Genomic DNA, 17,690 nt, shown 5'->3' with positions numbered 1-17,690 from the left:
AGCTTTCTGCCTTTATTGCTAAAGGCATTACATTCATGAGTTCAATAGTGGACTAGGATAAAAATAGAAAATGTGGAAACTATGTAGAAACAATGGAGGTTTAAACAACCTGACTTGATGGGCTGATGACCTGGTGCCCTATTAAAGTTAAACGCTAACTTTCATCTCCTAGATTTATCCATTTTCTCTGCTAATTTGATCGCTAACCTATTTGCGTCAAAGAAATACACTTATATTTGGTTACGAATAGGAATTAAATTATGAAAAAAATCACGACAGCATTACTTTTACTGACATCGACATTCGCGCTTCAAGCGTGTGCTGAAAGTCGTGAAGGTCCAAGAGAAATGCCAAGCTTTGAAGAAATGGATGCAAACGGTGATGGCGAATTACAATTAGAAGAGCTCAGAGGTCCACTCGCCGATGACTTTGACAAACTAGACGCAGATGGAAGCGGTGGTCTATCGGAAGAGGAAGTTCCACCGCCGCCACCAAGACGTCAATAATTGTTAGAGGGTTATCCAAAAATAGTGATAATTCAATGCGAGCTGATGGGGTATAGCACCCTGTCAGCTCGCTATTCGTTTCTAACAAAAAGACGCTTATACATGGCTTAAGATGAATAAAGAAATCAATGTCCACATTTCCCACACGATTGGTGATTAATATTGGTTTAACTCACTTTTGTCTTAATTCATTTTACTGTCCTAATTCACTTTAACGTCTGGAGAGAACGTGCGCATATCAATTTTCACTAAACTGTTTGTTTCAATACTAATGGTATGCGTGACCATGCTCTTTGTACTCACCTATTTTATTAACTCCAGTTTTCAAAGAGGGCTCCAAGATTTCACAAATAACAATGAGATTGCCCTAGCTCAAGAACTCGCCAATAACTTAAAGCAATATTACTCACCTTCCGAAAAGTGGAGGCGGCTAGAACGTGAACCACATTTAATCGCCAGTAGCATTGGTGGCCCCTCACGACCACATGCTCGTGACAGACACCCATCGCCACCACCATTAAGAGAGCCGGAAGCGTCAGGTCTTCAACCTATTTGGCAACGACTCAACATTTTAGATCAAAACGGGCGAGCTATAATTGGGCCTCCTGAAAACCTACATCACCTTGAAGATGGTCAGCATCAAGCACTAGTCGAAATAACACTAGATAATCAAGTAATTGGGTATATCTCCATCGTCCAGATGGATGAAATATCAGGGCCTTTAGCAGAAAGCTTTTTCAAACAACAAACGACGCATGTAAGCACCATCGCATCGATTACCGTGTTGCTTTCATTCCTTATCGCTTTATTTCTTGTTAGGCGATTTTTGAAACCATTGCGTGCTTTGTCGAAAGGCGCCAAATCTATCGAAAATGGCGACCTCGATTTCTACATTGAAAAAAGTGGCAATGATGAGTTATCTGATCTCATCGGAATATTTAACGGTGTAGTCGAAACACTAAGAAAACAAAAAACACTTAGAGAACAGTGGCTATCGGATATTTCACATGAACTTAGAACGCCTATCACCGTGCTAAGAAGTGAACTAGAAGCACTACAAGACGGTATCCGATCTCCTGAGCCAAAATATATCGACTCGTTACATCGACAAATCATCACACTGGGTCAACTCGTTGAGGATCTTCATCAACTCTCCCTGTATGACATCGGATTTAACCTCAATGTTAAAAACAACGTTGATATACATAAACTGATTAATTCAGTGATCGTTCAAAACTCGATCCGTTTAGAACAGAAAAGAATCACATTAACAAAGCACTATGACCATTCAGCCCCACTGTTTACCTCGTGTGATGAAAGATTACTGACACAACTGTTTGTGAATCTGTTGGAAAATAGCGCACGATACACTAGCGATAATGGGCATGTATCGATAGATGTTACCGACATTAGTGATAGTATTATTATCAACGTTGAAGACAGTGATCCAGGTGTACCTGATGCATCACTTCCGCGTTTGTTTGAGAGGCTTTACCGCGTTGATAAATCGCGCAGTCGATCAAGTGGCGGTTCTGGGCTTGGCTTATCTATCTGTAAAAATATCGTTGAAGCGCACCAAGGACACATTACTGCCGACCACTCAGAATTGGGTGGACTACGAATCATCATAGCGTTGCCAAAGGAAATAAAATCGTGATTTTAGTCGTCGAAGATGAGCCTGCATTAGCAAGTGTACTGTGTGAGTACTTAGAGCACTCTGGCCTTGAAAGTCATCATATTATTGATGGTAGTCTTGTCATCGACTGGGTAAAGCAAGCATCGCCTAAACTCATTATTCTCGACCTCATGCTACCCAATCGAGACGGGTTGGATATTTATCGAGAGCTGAGAACGTTCAGTGACATTCCAGTGGTTATGGCGACAGCCAAGGTCGAAGAGATCGATCGACTCGTTGGGCTTGAATTGGGTGCAGATGATTATATATGTAAGCCGTATAGCCCGAGAGAAGTGGTCGTGAGGGTGAAAAATATTTTGCGCCGTTCCAACAAACCCCAAGCCACGTCAGCCACGAACGAAATTGATATTGATGAATTGAGTATGACTGCCGTCCTATGTGGTATTAAGCTAAGTTTAACGCCAGCTGAGTTTCGGCTTTTGCACCTTCTCTATCAAAATGTTGGCCGCATTTATAGTCGCGATCAATTGATTGATAAAATCTACGACGATAGAAGAGTGGTCAGCGATCGCACTATCGATAGCCATATTAAAAACTTACGCAAAAAAATGGTCTCGATAAATGAAAAATGTGACTTCATCAAATCCATTTACGGGATAGGTTACAAACTAGAAATAGAATAATACGAAACAAAAAGCCGCTATAGTCAGCGGCTTGATAAATTCTAGAACGAACCTAATTCGAATATAAAACTCACGTTAATCCCAGTTGAGAATCGACCAATTCGGTTGATCAGCTAACGCTTTCAAACGCGGGCATGGGTTTACCAGATAAGAAAAATCAGCGTGTTCACACAAAGGTAAGTCGTTGATTGAATCCGTATAAAAGTGGATATCTGAGTAGTTAGTTTCTTGATTGTCTAACCACTCTTTCAAACGCGTTACTTTGCCTTCTCGGTAGCTTGGCACACCTGAGATTTGAGAAGTAAAACGGCCTTGGTTTTCAACTAAATCGATTCCGAGTGCGTTTTCGATACCAATCTTACGACCGACCGCTTCTACTAAGAAAGTGACGCTGGCTGAAATGATCAACATGTCGATGTCATCATTCTCTAGCTGCTCAATCAAAGGTTTAGACTGTTTGAACTGCTTAGGTAAAATATGCTGCTCAACACACTCTTCAACCAAAGCACTGACTTGCTCAGTTGGCATGTCAGCCAGTGGCTGCATAGCGAACGTAAGGTAATCTTCCATGTTCAGCTTACCTTCCGAGTACAAACCCATTAAGCGCTGGTCTTCTTCAATAAAGTTCGGCGCTGTAGCAATGCCCTTTTCAACCAAGAATTCATTCCAGAGCATCGCTGCATCGGCATTGATCAGCGTTTCGTCCATATCAAATACATACAAAGGTTTGAACATCTTAGGCTCTCACAGGTTGAATTTCGTTAAGGTTAAACAGGAGTTCAAGTTGGCTGCCATTTGCCAATAGTCGTTCAGAAGAACGGTTTAATAAGTCGACCGTCAGTTCACACTCATCAACGTCCACTTGGTAGCGAATCACGTTGCCCAACAGCTGATGGTTGCGAATGGTACCCATTTTCGGCGCAGAGATATGTTCGCCATATTGTCGACCTTGCTCTTTAACGTAGATAGATTCAGGTCGAATCGCCACTCTCCACTCGGTTTCAATATTAAACAGCTGCTTAGCCTTGTTCGCTTGTACCAAGTTGTAGTGTCCCATAAATCCTGCCACAAACTCATTGGCTGGTTGAGTGTAGATCTCTTCAGGTGTGCCGGCTTGGACGATCTCGCCTTTATTCATCAGGAAGATACGGTCAGACATGATCATCGCTTCTTCTTGATCGTGAGTCACAAAGATCGTGGTCAAGTCCATCTCTTTTTGGATGTCTCGGATCTGCTGGCGCAGATGTTTACGGATCTTCGCATCCAGCGCTGAAAGTGGCTCATCGAGCAATAGAATACGCGGCTTCACCACCAAGGCTCTTGCCAAAGCCACACGCTGACGCTGGCCGCCTGATAACTGATGCGGGTAGAACTTCTCTTTGCCCGTTAAGTCCACCAGCCCAATCACTTTCGCGACTTCGCGCTTAATCTCGTCAGCAGCAAGCTTTTTCATCTTCAGGCCAAACGCAATGTTGCCTTCAACCGTCATGTTCGGGAACAAAGCATAAGATTGAAACACCATACCGATGCCACGCTCTTGCGGCACTTGATGAGTGATCTCCTCACCATTCACCCAAATCTCGCCACCATCAACCGGGTTCAAACCTGCCAAGCTACGCAACAGAGTTGATTTTCCGCAGCCACTCGGGCCAAGCAACGTGATGAATTCACCCTTCTCGATGGAAAATTCAATGTCTTCAAATACCGTGTTGTCACCAAAGCGCTTGGTGAGGTTTTTCGCATTTACATAGCTCATTATTTGGTACCTTGGCTGAAACGACTTGCCAACCAAGTCAGTAAGAAAATAAACAGGAAGTACGTCATCACAAGGGCTGACGTGAAGTGACCACTGGTTTGACGCATGTTGTATAGGTAAATTTGCAGCGTCTCGTAACGTGTACCCACCAAGATGTTGGCGAACACGAACTCACCCAGTAGGAACGAGAACGACAAGAACAGCGACGCCATTAAGCCTTTCTTAAGGTTTGGCAAAATAATCAATAAGAACGCCTTGGTAGTGCTTGCGCCGAGTAGGTGAGCTGCGTCCATCAAGTCGTGCAGGTTGATTGCTTCAAAGCTGTTGGCAATCGCGCGATACATGAATGGCAGCGCGATGGTGAAGTAAGTACCAATCAAAATCCACGGCGTGCCTATCAGTGAGATTTCGCTATCGGCATACAGCTGAAGCAAGCCTACCGAAGACACCACTGGCGGCACTGCGAACGGCAATAAGATCAGGATATTCATCACCTTGTCGAGCTTCGGGAAATAGTAAAACACCACGAAAATCGCAGGCAGAACCAACACCACACTCAGTGACAACGCCGCCACACAGATAAACAGTGAACGGCCAAAGGCTTGTAAGAAGCGAGGATCCGTCAGCAGGTTAATGTACCAATCCAGAGTAAAGCCATCAGGCAAGATCGTCGCGCCCCAACGCGAAGAGATCGAGTAGATGAAGGTCGCCAAGATCGGGATCATCATGATGCCAACGATCGAATAGACCACGGTTTTATGAAAGCGAGTATTTACTGTGTTCATTACTTTCTCTTCCCTGCGTAGCTTTTGCTGATCAGCCATTGGTTAATCACGGTGATAAAGGCCAGCATCGCCATCAGAATCACCGAAATTGCAGCGGCTAGGTTTGGCTCTAGGAACAAGTCGCCCGATACCAAGCTCGCGATCCGAATCGTAATCACGTTGTAGTTGCCCGAGGTCAACGCATACACGCTCGCATAGGCGCCAATCGCATTGGCAATCAAGATGATGAAGGTGCCAAACAAGGCAGGAGATAACACAGGCAGCGCAATTTTGGTCCAGTATTGCCAGGTTTTCGCACCAAGCAGTGCTGAGGCGGCTTGCCAGTCATCACTCAAGGCATCGAACGCTGGATACAACAGCAACACCGCCAATGGGATCTGGAAGTAGATGTAAATCGCCAACAAGCCCCACTTGCCGTACAGGTCGAAATCGCCCAGCAAGCCGTACTGCTTAAGCAATAAGGTAATCGCCCCATTGGTGCCCAAGATGATGATGAAGGCAAACGACAGAGGCACACCAGAGAAGTTGCTGCTCATATTAGTGAAGGCAATCACCGCATCACGGATTTTAGAATCAACGCGGCGCAGTGAAGAGACCAACAGAGTCGCGAGCGCTAAACCAACAATGCTCGACCAAATCGACAACCACAAACTGTTGCCAAAGGCCTGCATCATGAAGGCTGAATCGAATATTTCAGAATAGTTTTCGAGAGAAAGCTCATCGTCGTAGAAGAAACTGTTGATCAGCACCCAAACCATAGGTGCAAGTTGAAACAGATAGAAAAATAGGGCGAAAGGCGCAAGCCACAAAGCGGGCTTGAAGCGTTTGAACCAAGACTTGGTTTGAGGTTTAAGCGCAGAACCGTCGCTCTGCGTGATTACAGAACTGCTCATAGGGCCAACAATTCCTGAGTGTAAGATTTATCGTGTTCAAGGCTGAGTAGCTGACACACGCTGCCGCAGATGTCGGTTTGTTTTACTAAACATTCTTGATGTGTGAACTTATCGCCGATTACGAAGAATGGTACTTCACGCTCTTCAGGCAGAATGCCACCGTGAGACAAGTCATTGTTCATGCCATGGTCACTGGTAATGATCACCTGATAGCCATCATTTACCCATTTCTCTAGGTAGTTCGACAGGTAGATATCCGCGCCACGTGCACTGTTGCGGTATTGGCGAGAATCCAGCCCGTGCTTGTGCCCTATGTCGTCAATGTTCATTGGGTGAATCAGTAAGAAGTCAGGCTGATGAGTGATACGCAGGTGCTCTGCATCCAAGAACAAGGCTTCATCTGGGTAGTGGTCCCAGTGATAAAAACAACCGTGTTGGATGTTCATGGTTTCATCGTTGGTAAAACGGTCACGCACAGCGTCAAACGGCGCGCGGTTATACAACTCGCTCACCCAGTGATAGGCCGCGGCAGCCGTCACTTTGCCCTGAGATTTAGCCAAGCTAAAGATCGACTCGTGATTCGACAAGCGCACGATTTGGTTGTTAACAATGCCACTCTCAACAGGGCGAACTCCGGTTAAAATGCATTCATACAAAGGGCGTGACATAGACGGTAGTTCACACTGCATTGGGTAAAGTGTGGCGCGCAGCTTGTTTTTTTGCGTGCCCTGCGAAGTGCTCTGTTTACTGTACGAATCGCCCTGTTTTTCATGAAGATCTTTAAGTTCTAGAAGACCGTTCAGGTAGCCCATGCAATCACGGGCTACCTGATAATTCAGTCCATCTAGAACAACAAGGATAACCTTATTGCTCATGGTCTATTCTCTATTGCTTGTTTCTATAAGCCACCCGTTACAGGTGGCATGTTAAGCGGGGTTATTGCTGGTGAATCAATACGCTTTCTTGCCATTGACGTGGCAAACGACGGGCTGACTTTTCCCATGCTGAGAAGTCAGATACTGGGTGAACGTTGCTGTATTGCTCGTTCGAGATCAGCTTGTCTTGTACTGATTGAGGTAGCGTAACGCTGCTACGGATTGGACGCGCGTAACCTTCTGCTAGGTTAATTTGGCCTTGGTCACTGAAGATGTATTCACGAGCCAACTTCGCCGCGTTCGGGTTTTTCGCGTATTTATTGATGATGGTGGTGTAACCAGAGATTACTGAGCCATCTTGTGGAATGTTTACCGTAAAGCGCTCACGGTCGATCGTGTCACGGTAGTTCAATGCGTTGAAATCCCACATGATCGCCACTTCCACTTCGCCTTTTTCAAGGTTTGCGATGCTTGGATCCGTGTAAGACAGACGGCCTTGTTTCGCTAGCTCACCAAAGAATTTAATCGCTGGTTTTAGGTTTGACTCGTCACCGCCGTTAGCAAATGCCGCCGCTAGAATCGCGTTGTTTGCTTGCGCGGCTACGCCTACATCACCGACTGTGACTTTGTAGTCACCTTCTAGTAGGTCACTCCAAGATTTTGGTGCATCTTCAACAAGGTTGTTGTTTGAAATGAACGAAATAGTACCAGTGTAAGCCAGAGCCCAGTGACCATCTTTGTCTTTCGCCCAATCTGGAATGTCATCCCAAGTCGTTGGCTTGTATGGCTGCGTTACGTCTTTCTGCACAGCGACACGTGCAAAGGCGAAACCAACGTCACCGATATCTGCGGTTGCGTTTCTTTTCTCTGCTTCAAATTTCGAGATCTCTTGTGCCGAGCTCATGTCTGTATCCTGATGCTTCAAACCGTAGTTTGCTTTCAGATCAGTCCATGTGCCTTTCCAGTTTGCCCAACTGTCTGGCATGCCCACACTGTAAACCGCACCCTCTTTTTGAGCGGCTTCAATCAGTGACTCAAGATCAGCACCCTTCGCCATCGCTGGCATTGAAAGTGTTGCCGTTATTAGCGTTGCGCCAATCAGTTTAGCTGGCGATACAGTTGAACGGCTAAGCAAAGTTTTCATTGTCTCTATCCCTCTGGACTAGGTCAGTAAGTTCGTTTTGTATGCTATCGCCGGAGTGTGACGCTTTCGCGCAACTTATTTGACAGTTCAGATGCATTTCTGTGGCAGTTACATTTCACTCATATGACAGTAAGCCTTTGTTTACTGTCACATTCCTGTTAACTCCGTGGTTTACCTTATTGAGCACACGAACTTATGGACTAGATCAGTAATGAGAACATTGGGTACAGGGCAATCAGGGACACAGCTAGGCAGGATTAAGACAAGCATTAGAGAACAGCTTCGATCAGGCATCTTCACCGAGGGGCAAAAACTGCCATCTGAAAGAGAACTCAGCGAGCTGTTTTCCACCACACGAATCACGCTCAAAGATGCGTTGGTGTCGTTAGAAACCGAAGGCCTGATATACAGAGAAGAGCGCCGAGGTTGGTATGTGTCACCCGAACGTATCCGCTACAACCCGCTGTCACGCTCTCACTTTCATCAAATGATTCGCGAACAGCATCGTATTGCTGAAACACAACTGCTGAGTACCCGTACAGAGATGGCGGCAGGCGATTACGCCAAGACATTAGAGATAGAACAGATAACCCCGATACACGTGATTGAGCGATTACGATTTATTGATGGCAGAGCGGTGCTGTTTGTTGAAAACGTCTTAAAAGCGCCGTTGTTTGAAAAAGTGCTGTCGGAAAACCTCACCATGTCACTGACAGGTATCTACCGAGAAAAATATGGCTACGAGACCCAACGCTCGCGCTTTGATGTGATTCCCACTTCTGCACCTGCCCATGTCGCTAAGGCGCTGAATTTAGCCGAAGGCCAGCCCGTTTTGAAGATCTGCCGAGTGAACTACAAACAGGACGGTGAATTAATGGATTGCGAATTGGAGTACTGGCGACCCGATTCTGTAGTGATTCATATTGATAGCATTGGGTAATGCTGTGCCTGCTTGAGAGAAGAACCCCACACATACAAAAACTCCGACTGATTAGGTCGGAGTTTTAGATTTAGCAATCAAACATTAAGGTGATGTGAATCATCTAGTTCACGAATCAAGCTTGAGGAACTGCCTAACCCTTGGTGAATCTGGGTTAGTGAAGAACTTCTCTGGGTTGGATTTCTCAATCAATATCCCCTTCTCAAGGAATACCACTTGATCCGACACCTGACGCGCGAATTCCATCTCATGAGTCACCACTACCATGGTGTAACCCTCTTGTGATAGCTTCTTCATTACCAGTAACACCTCTTCGACCAATTCAGGGTCTAGCGCCGAGGTTGGCTCATCAAACAGTAAAACATCCGGTTCCATCGCGAGTGCTCTGGCAATCGCGACACGTTGCTTTTGCCCACCCGATAACATGCTTGGGTAGTTCTCTAGTTTGTGTGACATCCCAACCTTGTCGAGTTGCTTACGAGCCATCTCCTCAGCGTCTGATTTCGCTATCTTCTTAACGTGAACGAGCGCTTCCATTACGTTTTGCAACACAGTTAGATGTGGCCACAAATTGAAGCTTTGGAAAACCATACCAAGGCGCTCTCTAAGTTTCGCCAGCTCTTTATATTTGAGAGGTTTACCCGTTTCAGAGTTGATCCCAATGCGTTCATCACCCATAAAAATCGTGCCGCGCTCTGGCTGCTCTAGCCAATTCATGCAGCGCAATAGTGTTGACTTACCCGAACCTGACGAGCCGAGAATACTCACCACATCGCCTTTTTTTATAGTCAGGTTGATGTCTCGCAGTACTTCGATTCCATCAAACTGCTTCGACAAGTTTTCAACGCTGATGATCGTCTCTCGTTCTTCCAATAGTGGCTCACACTCAATCACTTCCAAACTCACGCTCGAAGAGGGGTTAATCGGTGCTTCTGTTTCAATAATCTCTGATTGTTTAAGCATGGCTAAGCCCTCTAAGTTCAACTTTGGTTTGGATTCGTTTGGTGATGGTTTCAAGTGCAATACTCACAGCCCAGTAGAGCGCGATAGCAATGATGAACGCATTCAATGGGATAAAATATGTGGATTGAATACTGTTAGCTGCCGCCGTAATTTCAGCGACCGTAATAATGCTGAGAAATGCGGTGTCTTTTAAGCAGATGATAAGTTGGTTAGTGATCAGAGGAACCGACTTAAATAACACGTTGGGCGTGATGACTCGGGTGAAGGTTTTCAGCTTAGAAAAGCCATAAGCGTGCGCTGCTTCGATGTAACCAGGCTCTAACCCTTTACGCACACCGCGGAAAATCTCACAGAAATACGTACCATGATAGAGACTGAGCGCTATGATTCCCGCTGTCACTGCGTCCAATCGAATGCCAACCTGAGGCAAACCGTAATAGAGCAGGTAGGCTAAGATCAGAAACGGTAAGGTACGCATCATGCCGATCAAACTGTTGATGGTGTACTTAACACCGAATCTCGAGTTTTCGAGACAGTACAACAAACCAATACCTATGACGAAACTCAAGATTGAAGACGAAACAAAAAGATAAAAAGTGGTCACAAAACCAGAAGCAAACAGCTCTTTTTGTTGCCAGATAATATTCCATTCTTCCATATTTACTCCTTATATTTACCCACTCAATGACGCTTCACAAGCAGGTAAATGGTGTTGCTGACCAAGTAGTTATGACGGCCAAACTGTTGCTGCTGATAGCAGTAGCATGCACTTATTGCTGCAGATAAGTGGCTCGGTTTTCAGCCACAGCTTGCAATTTCACCAACACGCCAATAATCAACATGTAGATGGCACCCGCACACAGAATTGGCCCGAGTGGCTCATAGGTAACCGCTGCAATTCGGTTGGTGACACGGGTTAGATCCACGATACCGATCACGGCAATCGCTGGGCTGCCTTTGATTAAGAACGACATTTCATTAACCAGTGCAGGTAAGCTCATGATTACCATTTGTGGGAACATGATTCGGCGGAAGTAAGTTATGCGTCTCATACCAATGGCTTCAGCCGCTTCCATTTGCCCTTTTGAAAAGTTGAGAAAAGCATTGCGCCAAATTTCCGCATTGAATGCCGATGTGTTGAGCGTGAGTGCTAAAATGGCAGAAACGTGTTTGTCTAAATTGATGCCAAATGAGGGAAACGAAAGAAAGATAAACAGAGCCAGAGTCACCAGAGGTGTTGCTCTTGCCCAACTGACATAAATGCCCAGTATTTGATCGACAAACGGGATTTTCATCATTCGAATTAAGGCAATCGCTAGACCAATCACCACACCCAATACAATCGATACTGCCGATATCCATGCTGTAGCCCACGCGCCCTGTAGCAGCTGTTCCCAAGCGTAATAATCCATAAACGACCTCTTTAAAAAGCGACTTCTTGCAATAGGCTTTTGCGCGAATGACAAATGGGTAAAATCGCTCTGGCCCTTTTGTCATCGGCACAAACAGCGGTTAACTGTTTGTGCCAGCGCGTGCTTACTGATCTACTGGACCGCTGTTAGCTTGTGATACTGCTCTACTGAAGTGATGGCTTCCGAAGGAAGATGCTCGAACGATTCACCGAACCACTTCTTCTGCAACTCTGCCATTTTTCCTGTTTGTTCTAGGTGAATGAAAAACTCAGTGAGATAAGCCAATAGCTCAGGGCTTTCTTTTGGAACAGGCCAGCTTACGAAACCAGGGCCAGATACCGCCTCACCTTTTTTAAAGATGTTAGACTTAGATTTCACTACCTCGTTAACCGAAACCACACTGTTGATGACGTAGTCGATTCGGCCAATAGCTAAATCTGAATATGCTTCTGGGTAAGATTGATACTGAACAACTTTGCCCAAAGACTTGCCTTGTGCTTCGAGCATCACTTCTAGCTCTGGAAGTCGCTCTAGCAAAGCACTGCCCGCTTGTAAGCCCACGGTTTTGCCATCCAAATCTGCTACCGTATTAATGTCTTCCGCATCAGCTCTGGTTAAGAAGTAGTGCTGCGCTGAAGCGATAGGTGGTGTGAAGTCAAAGGCCTTCAAGCGAGCATCGGTAATGATCGCGCCAGTTAACGCCACATCATATTGACCAGCTGATACCGAAGCGAGTAGTCCTGTCCAAGGTAAGATCTCTTGTTCAATATCGAACTTCGAGTATTCACGCAGTTCATCAAGCAGATCTTTATTAATCCCAGCCGGGTTACCACGATCGATGTAGTTAAATGGCGAATAGTTATCTTCTGTCGCCACTTTCATAAAACCTTGCTTTTCGATGGCTGCAAGCTCGGATGCTTGTGCGATACCAAAACAACCCAGTACGACTGTTGCTGCCGCTGTTGAAACCCATGCCTTCATAGTCATTCCCTGTTTCATACGCTTTCCTTATCGAGATTATTTGCCTGCCTTTACTTTATGAACGGAATGCCTCGAAGACGTAGAGCCAATTTAATTTTCAGGTTGGGACAGAGCTATTTTTAGGTTAGAGCTGAGCAACTTTCCCATTAGTCATCGCCCAAAAGCCAGCCCTTAAACATCTATATAAACTCTGGCGCACTTCTTGCTGTTTTATACACATAGGATCGAGGTTTACTGAGAATAAGGACTGTATCTCATGGCGATAAATCACAATTGTTTCATCGAGTTTGATTCCAAAAGAAGCCTGCAAGAACAAGTACGTAGCTATTTGGTGACGGCGATATTGAATGGTATTTTTCCTGCGAAACAAGCGCTCCCGTCTTGTCGCAAGCTCTCTAGCCAATTAGGTGTTTCACGCAATACGGTCTCGCTGGTGTACGACAGTTTGCTCGATGATGGCTATCTCATCAGTAAGCCTCGCAGTGGTTATTACCTGTCAGAAAAGTATCAAAATCCGAGCGAAGAGATAGACGCGAACTTGGATCATTTTGAATCAACAAACAACGACAATGCACCGGATTGGAGCAAGCGAGTAAAACTGCAATTGAGCCAATACCCTCGCATCGTCAAACCGTCGCACTGGAGTTGCTATCAATACCCATTTATTTTTGGCCAGCCTTCAATCAATGACTTTCCATTAGCTCAATGGCGAGAAGCAACAAGAAAAGTGACCTCAGATCCTCATGACCACCGCTGGTTGTGCGACAAAGTTGATAAAGACGTCGATATGCTGGTGGAACAAATACGCACACGGGTACTACCACAACGAGGCATCCACGCTCAAAGTGATGAAATCCTAATTACGTTGGGCTCGCAGAATGCGCTCTACCTTCTTTCTACTTTACTAATGAATGCTCAAAGCCGAGTCGGCGTCGAAAACCCCGGCTATAAAGAAGCAAACCACATTTTTAATCTCTCAGGTGCGCAGTTACACCCTCATCAAGTGGATGAGCAGGGGTTAAAGCTCAATGAACACTCTTCGCTGTGTGACCACTTCTACGTCACTCCGAGCCATCAAGCGCCAACTGGGGTTACCATGAGTGACGAACGTCGAACTCAGTTGCTTGAGATGGCAAAGGCCAATGATGCCATCATTATCGAAGATGACTACGATGCCGAGTGCAACGTTGAGTGGAATCCCAAACCGGCACTTAAAGCCAATGATAAAGATGGCCGAGTCATTTACGTCAGCAGCTTTTCCAAACTATTGGCACCCGGCTTGAGATTAGGCTACATCGTGGCACCCGAAGAGCTGATTTATGACTTAAGAATCTTACGCCGGTTAATGTATCGACACGCACCAAGCCGTATTCAAATGGAAGTCGCGCATTTTATTGAACAAGGCTATTACGACAGTTTTGTAAGACGCTTCAGAGAGAACACGCGTCAGCGTTGGAAACTGCTCAATGATGCCGTCTTAAAGTATTTACCTGATTGCAAACGACTCGCACAAAGCGAGCAAGCCAACTCATTATGGCTACAAACACCGAGCCACATTAACAGCCAACGACTGGCTTCACGAGCCGCACAGAAAGGGATACTGATTGAAACTGGGTATTCACACTTTATGACTAATACCGAAACGGAATCGGGTTATGAATCATTGTCAGAATATGATCCCAACTCTTATTTCCGATTAGGGTTTCACGCCATCGATAAAGATCTGATCGCTCCCGGCATCAAAGAACTGTCTGAAGTAATGAAGATTTAGCATCACTTAGGGCTGTTTACCGACACTCTCCATAAGCATGAATTAAAAAGAGAATGACGTAAAAAAGAGCATCAATTGATGCTCTTTTTAGGATCGACATAACAATCTAAAAGCCAGACACTTAAACAAGAATGGGGAGTCCTTATCAAAGTGCCTTGGTTTCGTTACTGGTTATCCGATTGAAAAATTAAGATGCAAGCTCACACAAAACGTCGTCAATGATCTTAACGCCTTTCTTTATCTCGCTTGGTTGAATAACCAAAGGAGGAGCTACATGAATACGATTATTAACAATAAAGGTTAGCAGGCCTCGTTTCGTTAGCTCCGCTTTCAATTGACCCATTTTCTCATTGCTCAATGGCGTTTTACTTTCTCGATCTTCGACCAATTCAAGCGCCCAGAACATCCCTTTACCACGCACATCACCAATCATAGGATGCAGCTCTTGAAGACTAAGCAGAAGCGGCCCAAGAACGCTGTTTCCGACATTATCAGCATGCGTAACAATGCCCTCTTGCTCCATCACATCGAGCGTTGCAACGATCGAAGCCATCGCTAGAGGGTGACCAGAATACGTTAAGCCACCCATAAAGAAGTTCGACTTAAAGTACTCAACGATCGGTTCGCTGACCACCACACCACCAGCTGGAACATAACCCGAGTTAACCCCTTTCGCGAAAGTAATAAGATCCGGCACGACATTAAAGTGCTCAAACGCAAACCACTTACCCGTTCGACCAAAACCGACCATGACTTCATCAAAGATCAATTGAATGCCGTATTTAGTTGCAAGCTCACGCACACCAATAAGGTAATCTTTTGGCGGAATGAGGAAGCCCGCTGTTCCCGGAATGGTCTCTAGAATAATAGCCGCAATCGCCGTTGGCCCTTCGCATTCAATCACTCGCTCTAAATGCTGCAGGGCACGTTCACTCTCTTCTGCCTCAGTCGCCGCGTTGAACTCGCTTCGATAGAGAAATGGATTGAAGAAGTGAACGTGCCCACGGCTATACTCGTTTGGAATACGGCGAAAATCGCCCGTCGCCGCAATCGCTGTACCGGTATTTCCGTGGTAAGAGCGATAAGCAGAAAGCACCTTATCGCGTCCTGTGAACTGTCTTGCCATACGAATTGCATTTTCGTTGGCATCTGCGCCTGCGTTGGTAAAGAACACCTTCTTAAACGTGCTTGGTGCTTTAGACAAAATACGTTTAGCGGCCAAACCACGAGTGAGGTTTGCTGTCGCAGGGGCAACGGTCACCAATGAATCAGCCTGATCTTTAATCGCTTTAATCACTTGTGGATGCTGATGACCAATGTTGGTGTTAACCAGTTGGCTACTAAAATCAAGGTACTCTTTACCTTCGTAGTCCCACATTTTGCACCCTTGCCCACCAGCAATGGCGATAGGCTCAGCCGCTTCTTGAATCGACCAAGAATGAAATACGCTCTTGTCGAGGTCGATAATATCTTGGTTTACAAGCTGTTCTGTTGATACTTCCATTTCATCGTCTCCATAAACAACACTAGATTCACAACCGCTCGAGCTTGACTCGTCTTCGAGAATAAAAGACGCGAAGCACGAGATTGAAAAGGTTGCGCTATCGGATGCAATAATCTTCGTCCCAAACAGGGCGAAGCTCATAGTGTCAGTTTCAACAAAATCTTGGGCCAGTGAATCAGCTCAAATCTCGTCCCCGATCCAAACAACAGCCTGACCCAATCCAATCGTCGATCTGGCTCTATTCAAAATTCTTAGGTGTGAATAGATTGAAAGGCAGACGAGACAAGTCTCATCGAACGCTAATTAACGCAGCAGCAATATCAAAAGCAAAGAGGTGAGCAAGAGTGGAAATGGGGTTGGCGATGACAATGATTCTGTTTGCTGGAGTAATTCGAGGTTATTCCGGGTTTGGGTTTGCGATTATCGCAGCACTCTCTCTCAGCTTTATTGTTTCACCATTGCAAGCCGTAACCATCGCTATCCTGTTGGATTTTTTAAGTACCTTTCCTCTGCTCAAGCGAAGTAAAACCACCATTAATATCCGGCTTATTGCGCCGCTGTGTATAGGTATGTTGGTTGCAGTGCCTTTCTCGCTGTATTTCATTAGCGTGATATCGGAATCAGGTTTGAAGGCCTTTATCGCGATGATGTCTTTGGTCGCTGGTACGCTGATTATTTTGGACTTACGCCTCACTTGGTTACACCAACGACACGCGTTTTGGGCGGGAGCAATTTCGGGGTTTAGCATGACCACCGCCTCTTCAGGTGGGCCGCCATTAGTGACGTATTTGATGAATCTAACCATTAAAACCAGTGAACAGAGATCCACCGCGATTGTATTTTTTCTGTTGAGTTCAGCGATTTCACTGATCGGCTTCATGTGGATTGGCGCATTTAACCAAGGATCGTTCATCACAGGTTTATGGCTATTACCGGCAGCTTTGATTGGCAATGTACTGGGGCAAAAGCTTTATCTATCAGTACCGAACTTGTCGGCAAAAACAACGACCGCGCCGATTTTGATCGGCATGGCACTACTTATGTTAATTTCAAATTAGAAGGATGTATTTATGGATAAGATAGCGTTCATTACGGGGGCAACCTCAGGTTTCGGCAAAGCGGCGGCAAAACGTTTTGCAGAAGATAACTGGTCGTTAGTGTTGTCTGGCCGTCGAATCGAAAGGCTACTCGACCTAAAGGAAGAATTGACGGTGCCTGTACATGTGATTCAACTCGACGTTCGAGACGCAGACGCCGTAAAAAAAGCAGTTGATTCGCTACCCTCTGAGTTTTCGTCGATTACAGCGCTGGTTAACAATGCAGGCTTAGCCTTGGCACCGGAAGGCGCACCTGATGTGGACTTAAAAGATTGGCACACTATGATCGACACCAATGTCACTGGATTAGTCAATGTCACGCATGCTCTGCTTCCGAAGTTAATTGAAAGCGGTGCGGGCAGCTCAATCATCAACGTAGGCTCAATTGCTGGGCAATGGCCGTATCCAGGAAGCCATGTGTATGGCGCAAGCAAAGCGTTTGTAAAACAGTTTAGTTACAACCTACGTTGCGACCTACAAGGCACAGGGGTACGAGTGACTGACCTCTCCCCAGGCATCGCAGAAACGGAATTTACTCTAGTAAGAACCAAAGGCAACCAAACGGCTTCAGACAATCTTTACCAAGGCACCACACCGTTGTCAGCAGAGGATATCGCCGAGCAGATGTTTTATATCGCAACGCTGCCTGATCACATCAACATCAACCGCGTTGAAGTGATGCCGACTCGTCAAGCATGGTCGCCGTTTGCGATCGACAGAGACTAAGTTTAAACAGACAGAGAC

General features: G+C 45.7%; 18 protein-coding genes. 7 read left to right on the top strand and 11 right to left on the bottom strand.

The features are described from left to right. The first annotated feature begins 260 nt into the window (after positions 1-260). The 3 genes from ITG09_22030 (at position 261) to ITG09_22020 (ending at position 2,825) form a co-directional block, all read left to right on the top strand. Entirely contained in the window at positions 261-506 is a 246-nt protein-coding gene (locus ITG09_22030; GenBank protein UPR54061.1) for a hypothetical protein, read from the top strand. Between the two features lie 286 nt (positions 507-792). After that, on the top strand, positions 793-2,163 hold the full coding sequence (locus ITG09_22025) for a HAMP domain-containing protein (protein UPR55235.1): 1,371 nt from the start codon (positions 793-795) through the stop codon (positions 2,161-2,163). After that, complete coding sequence (locus ITG09_22020; GenBank protein ID UPR54060.1) at positions 2,160-2,825, top strand: response regulator; 666 nt, start codon at positions 2,160-2,162, stop codon at positions 2,823-2,825. The genes ITG09_22025 and ITG09_22020 overlap by 4 nt, the downstream gene beginning before the upstream one ends. Positions 2,826-2,900: 75 nt before the next feature. Here ITG09_22020 and ITG09_22015 read toward each other — a convergent pair whose 3' ends face one another. The 6 genes from ITG09_22015 to ITG09_21990 form a co-directional block, all read right to left on the bottom strand. Next, positions 2,901-3,560, bottom strand: coding sequence for an HAD family hydrolase (locus ITG09_22015; GenBank protein ID UPR54059.1), 660 nt, complete (start codon positions 3,558-3,560; stop codon positions 2,901-2,903). Position 3,561: 1 nt separating this feature from the next. Next, positions 3,562-4,581 carry an ABC transporter ATP-binding protein gene (locus ITG09_22010; GenBank protein ID UPR54058.1) on the bottom strand — a complete coding sequence of 340 codons (1,020 nt, stop codon included), beginning with the start codon at positions 4,579-4,581 and terminating at the stop codon, positions 3,562-3,564. Beyond that, a complete protein-coding gene (locus tag ITG09_22005) occupies positions 4,581-5,366 on the bottom strand; it encodes an ABC transporter permease (protein ID UPR54057.1) in 786 nt (261 codons plus the stop codon). The genes ITG09_22010 and ITG09_22005 overlap by 1 nt, the downstream gene beginning before the upstream one ends. After that, on the bottom strand, positions 5,366-6,259 hold the full coding sequence (locus tag ITG09_22000) for an ABC transporter permease subunit (GenBank protein UPR54056.1): 894 nt from the start codon (positions 6,257-6,259) through the stop codon (positions 5,366-5,368). Before ITG09_22000 ends, ITG09_22005 begins: the two co-directional genes overlap by 1 nt. Next, the gene (locus ITG09_21995; GenBank protein UPR54055.1) at positions 6,256-7,134 is read right to left on the bottom strand and encodes an alkaline phosphatase family protein; all 879 of its coding nucleotides are present in this window, start codon (positions 7,132-7,134) and stop codon (positions 6,256-6,258) included. Before ITG09_21995 ends, ITG09_22000 begins: the two co-directional genes overlap by 4 nt. A 61-nt stretch (positions 7,135-7,195) precedes the next feature. Then, on the bottom strand, positions 7,196-8,278 hold the full coding sequence (locus ITG09_21990; protein ID UPR54054.1) for an extracellular solute-binding protein: 1,083 nt from the start codon (positions 8,276-8,278) through the stop codon (positions 7,196-7,198). Between the two features lie 211 nt (positions 8,279-8,489). Between ITG09_21990 and ITG09_21985 the strand changes: the two genes are divergently transcribed. Continuing rightward, the gene (locus ITG09_21985; protein UPR54053.1) at positions 8,490-9,218 is read left to right on the top strand and encodes a UTRA domain-containing protein; all 729 of its coding nucleotides are present in this window, start codon (positions 8,490-8,492) and stop codon (positions 9,216-9,218) included. A gap of 108 nt (positions 9,219-9,326) precedes the next feature. On the opposite strand, the gene ITG09_21980 is transcribed toward ITG09_21985, so the two are convergent. The 4 genes from ITG09_21980 to ITG09_21965 all read right to left on the bottom strand — a co-directional run bounded on the left by ITG09_21980 (position 9,327) and on the right by ITG09_21965 (position 12,574). Next, the gene (locus ITG09_21980) at positions 9,327-10,073 is read right to left on the bottom strand and encodes an amino acid ABC transporter ATP-binding protein (protein ID UPR55234.1); all 747 of its coding nucleotides are present in this window, start codon (positions 10,071-10,073) and stop codon (positions 9,327-9,329) included. A gap of 100 nt (positions 10,074-10,173) precedes the next feature. Next, positions 10,174-10,839 carry an ABC transporter permease subunit gene (locus tag ITG09_21975; protein ID UPR54052.1) on the bottom strand — a complete coding sequence of 222 codons (666 nt, stop codon included), beginning with the start codon at positions 10,837-10,839 and terminating at the stop codon, positions 10,174-10,176. A gap of 112 nt (positions 10,840-10,951) precedes the next feature. Beyond that, on the bottom strand, positions 10,952-11,593 hold the full coding sequence (locus ITG09_21970; protein UPR54051.1) for an amino acid ABC transporter permease: 642 nt from the start codon (positions 11,591-11,593) through the stop codon (positions 10,952-10,954). A 132-nt stretch (positions 11,594-11,725) separates the two neighbouring features. After that, complete coding sequence (locus tag ITG09_21965) at positions 11,726-12,574, bottom strand: transporter substrate-binding domain-containing protein (protein ID UPR55233.1); 849 nt, start codon at positions 12,572-12,574, stop codon at positions 11,726-11,728. 256 nt (positions 12,575-12,830) lie between these two features. Here ITG09_21965 and ITG09_21960 point away from each other — a divergent pair, with 256 nt between their 5' ends. Continuing rightward, positions 12,831-14,345, top strand: a complete 1,515-nt coding sequence (locus ITG09_21960) for a PLP-dependent aminotransferase family protein (protein UPR54050.1) — start codon at positions 12,831-12,833, stop codon at positions 14,343-14,345. A 187-nt stretch (positions 14,346-14,532) separates the two neighbouring features. Here the strand turns inward: ITG09_21960 and ITG09_21955 are convergent, their stop codons facing one another. Then, positions 14,533-15,849 (bottom strand): aspartate aminotransferase family protein, encoded by a 1,317-nt coding sequence (locus tag ITG09_21955; GenBank protein UPR54049.1) that lies wholly within the window; start codon positions 15,847-15,849, stop codon positions 14,533-14,535. A gap of 362 nt (positions 15,850-16,211) precedes the next feature. On the opposite strand from ITG09_21955, the gene ITG09_21950 reads away from it, so the two are divergent. Both ITG09_21950 and ITG09_21945 read left to right on the top strand, forming a co-directional pair. Continuing rightward, complete coding sequence (locus ITG09_21950; protein ID UPR54048.1) at positions 16,212-16,907, top strand: sulfite exporter TauE/SafE family protein; 696 nt, start codon at positions 16,212-16,214, stop codon at positions 16,905-16,907. Positions 16,908-16,919: 12 nt separating this feature from the next. Beyond that, positions 16,920-17,672: an SDR family NAD(P)-dependent oxidoreductase gene (locus ITG09_21945; protein UPR54047.1), complete on the top strand. Its 753-nt coding sequence runs from the start codon at positions 16,920-16,922 to the stop codon at positions 17,670-17,672. Positions 17,673-17,690 lie beyond the last annotated feature (18 nt).

Origin of the sequence: Vibrio cyclitrophicus (assembly GCA_023206055.1) — a bacterium.
GTDB lineage: Bacteria > Pseudomonadota > Gammaproteobacteria > Enterobacterales > Vibrionaceae > Vibrio > Vibrio cyclitrophicus_A.
The sequence above is the reverse complement of the archived record's forward strand: the minus strand, read 5'-3'. Positions and strand labels throughout refer to the sequence as shown.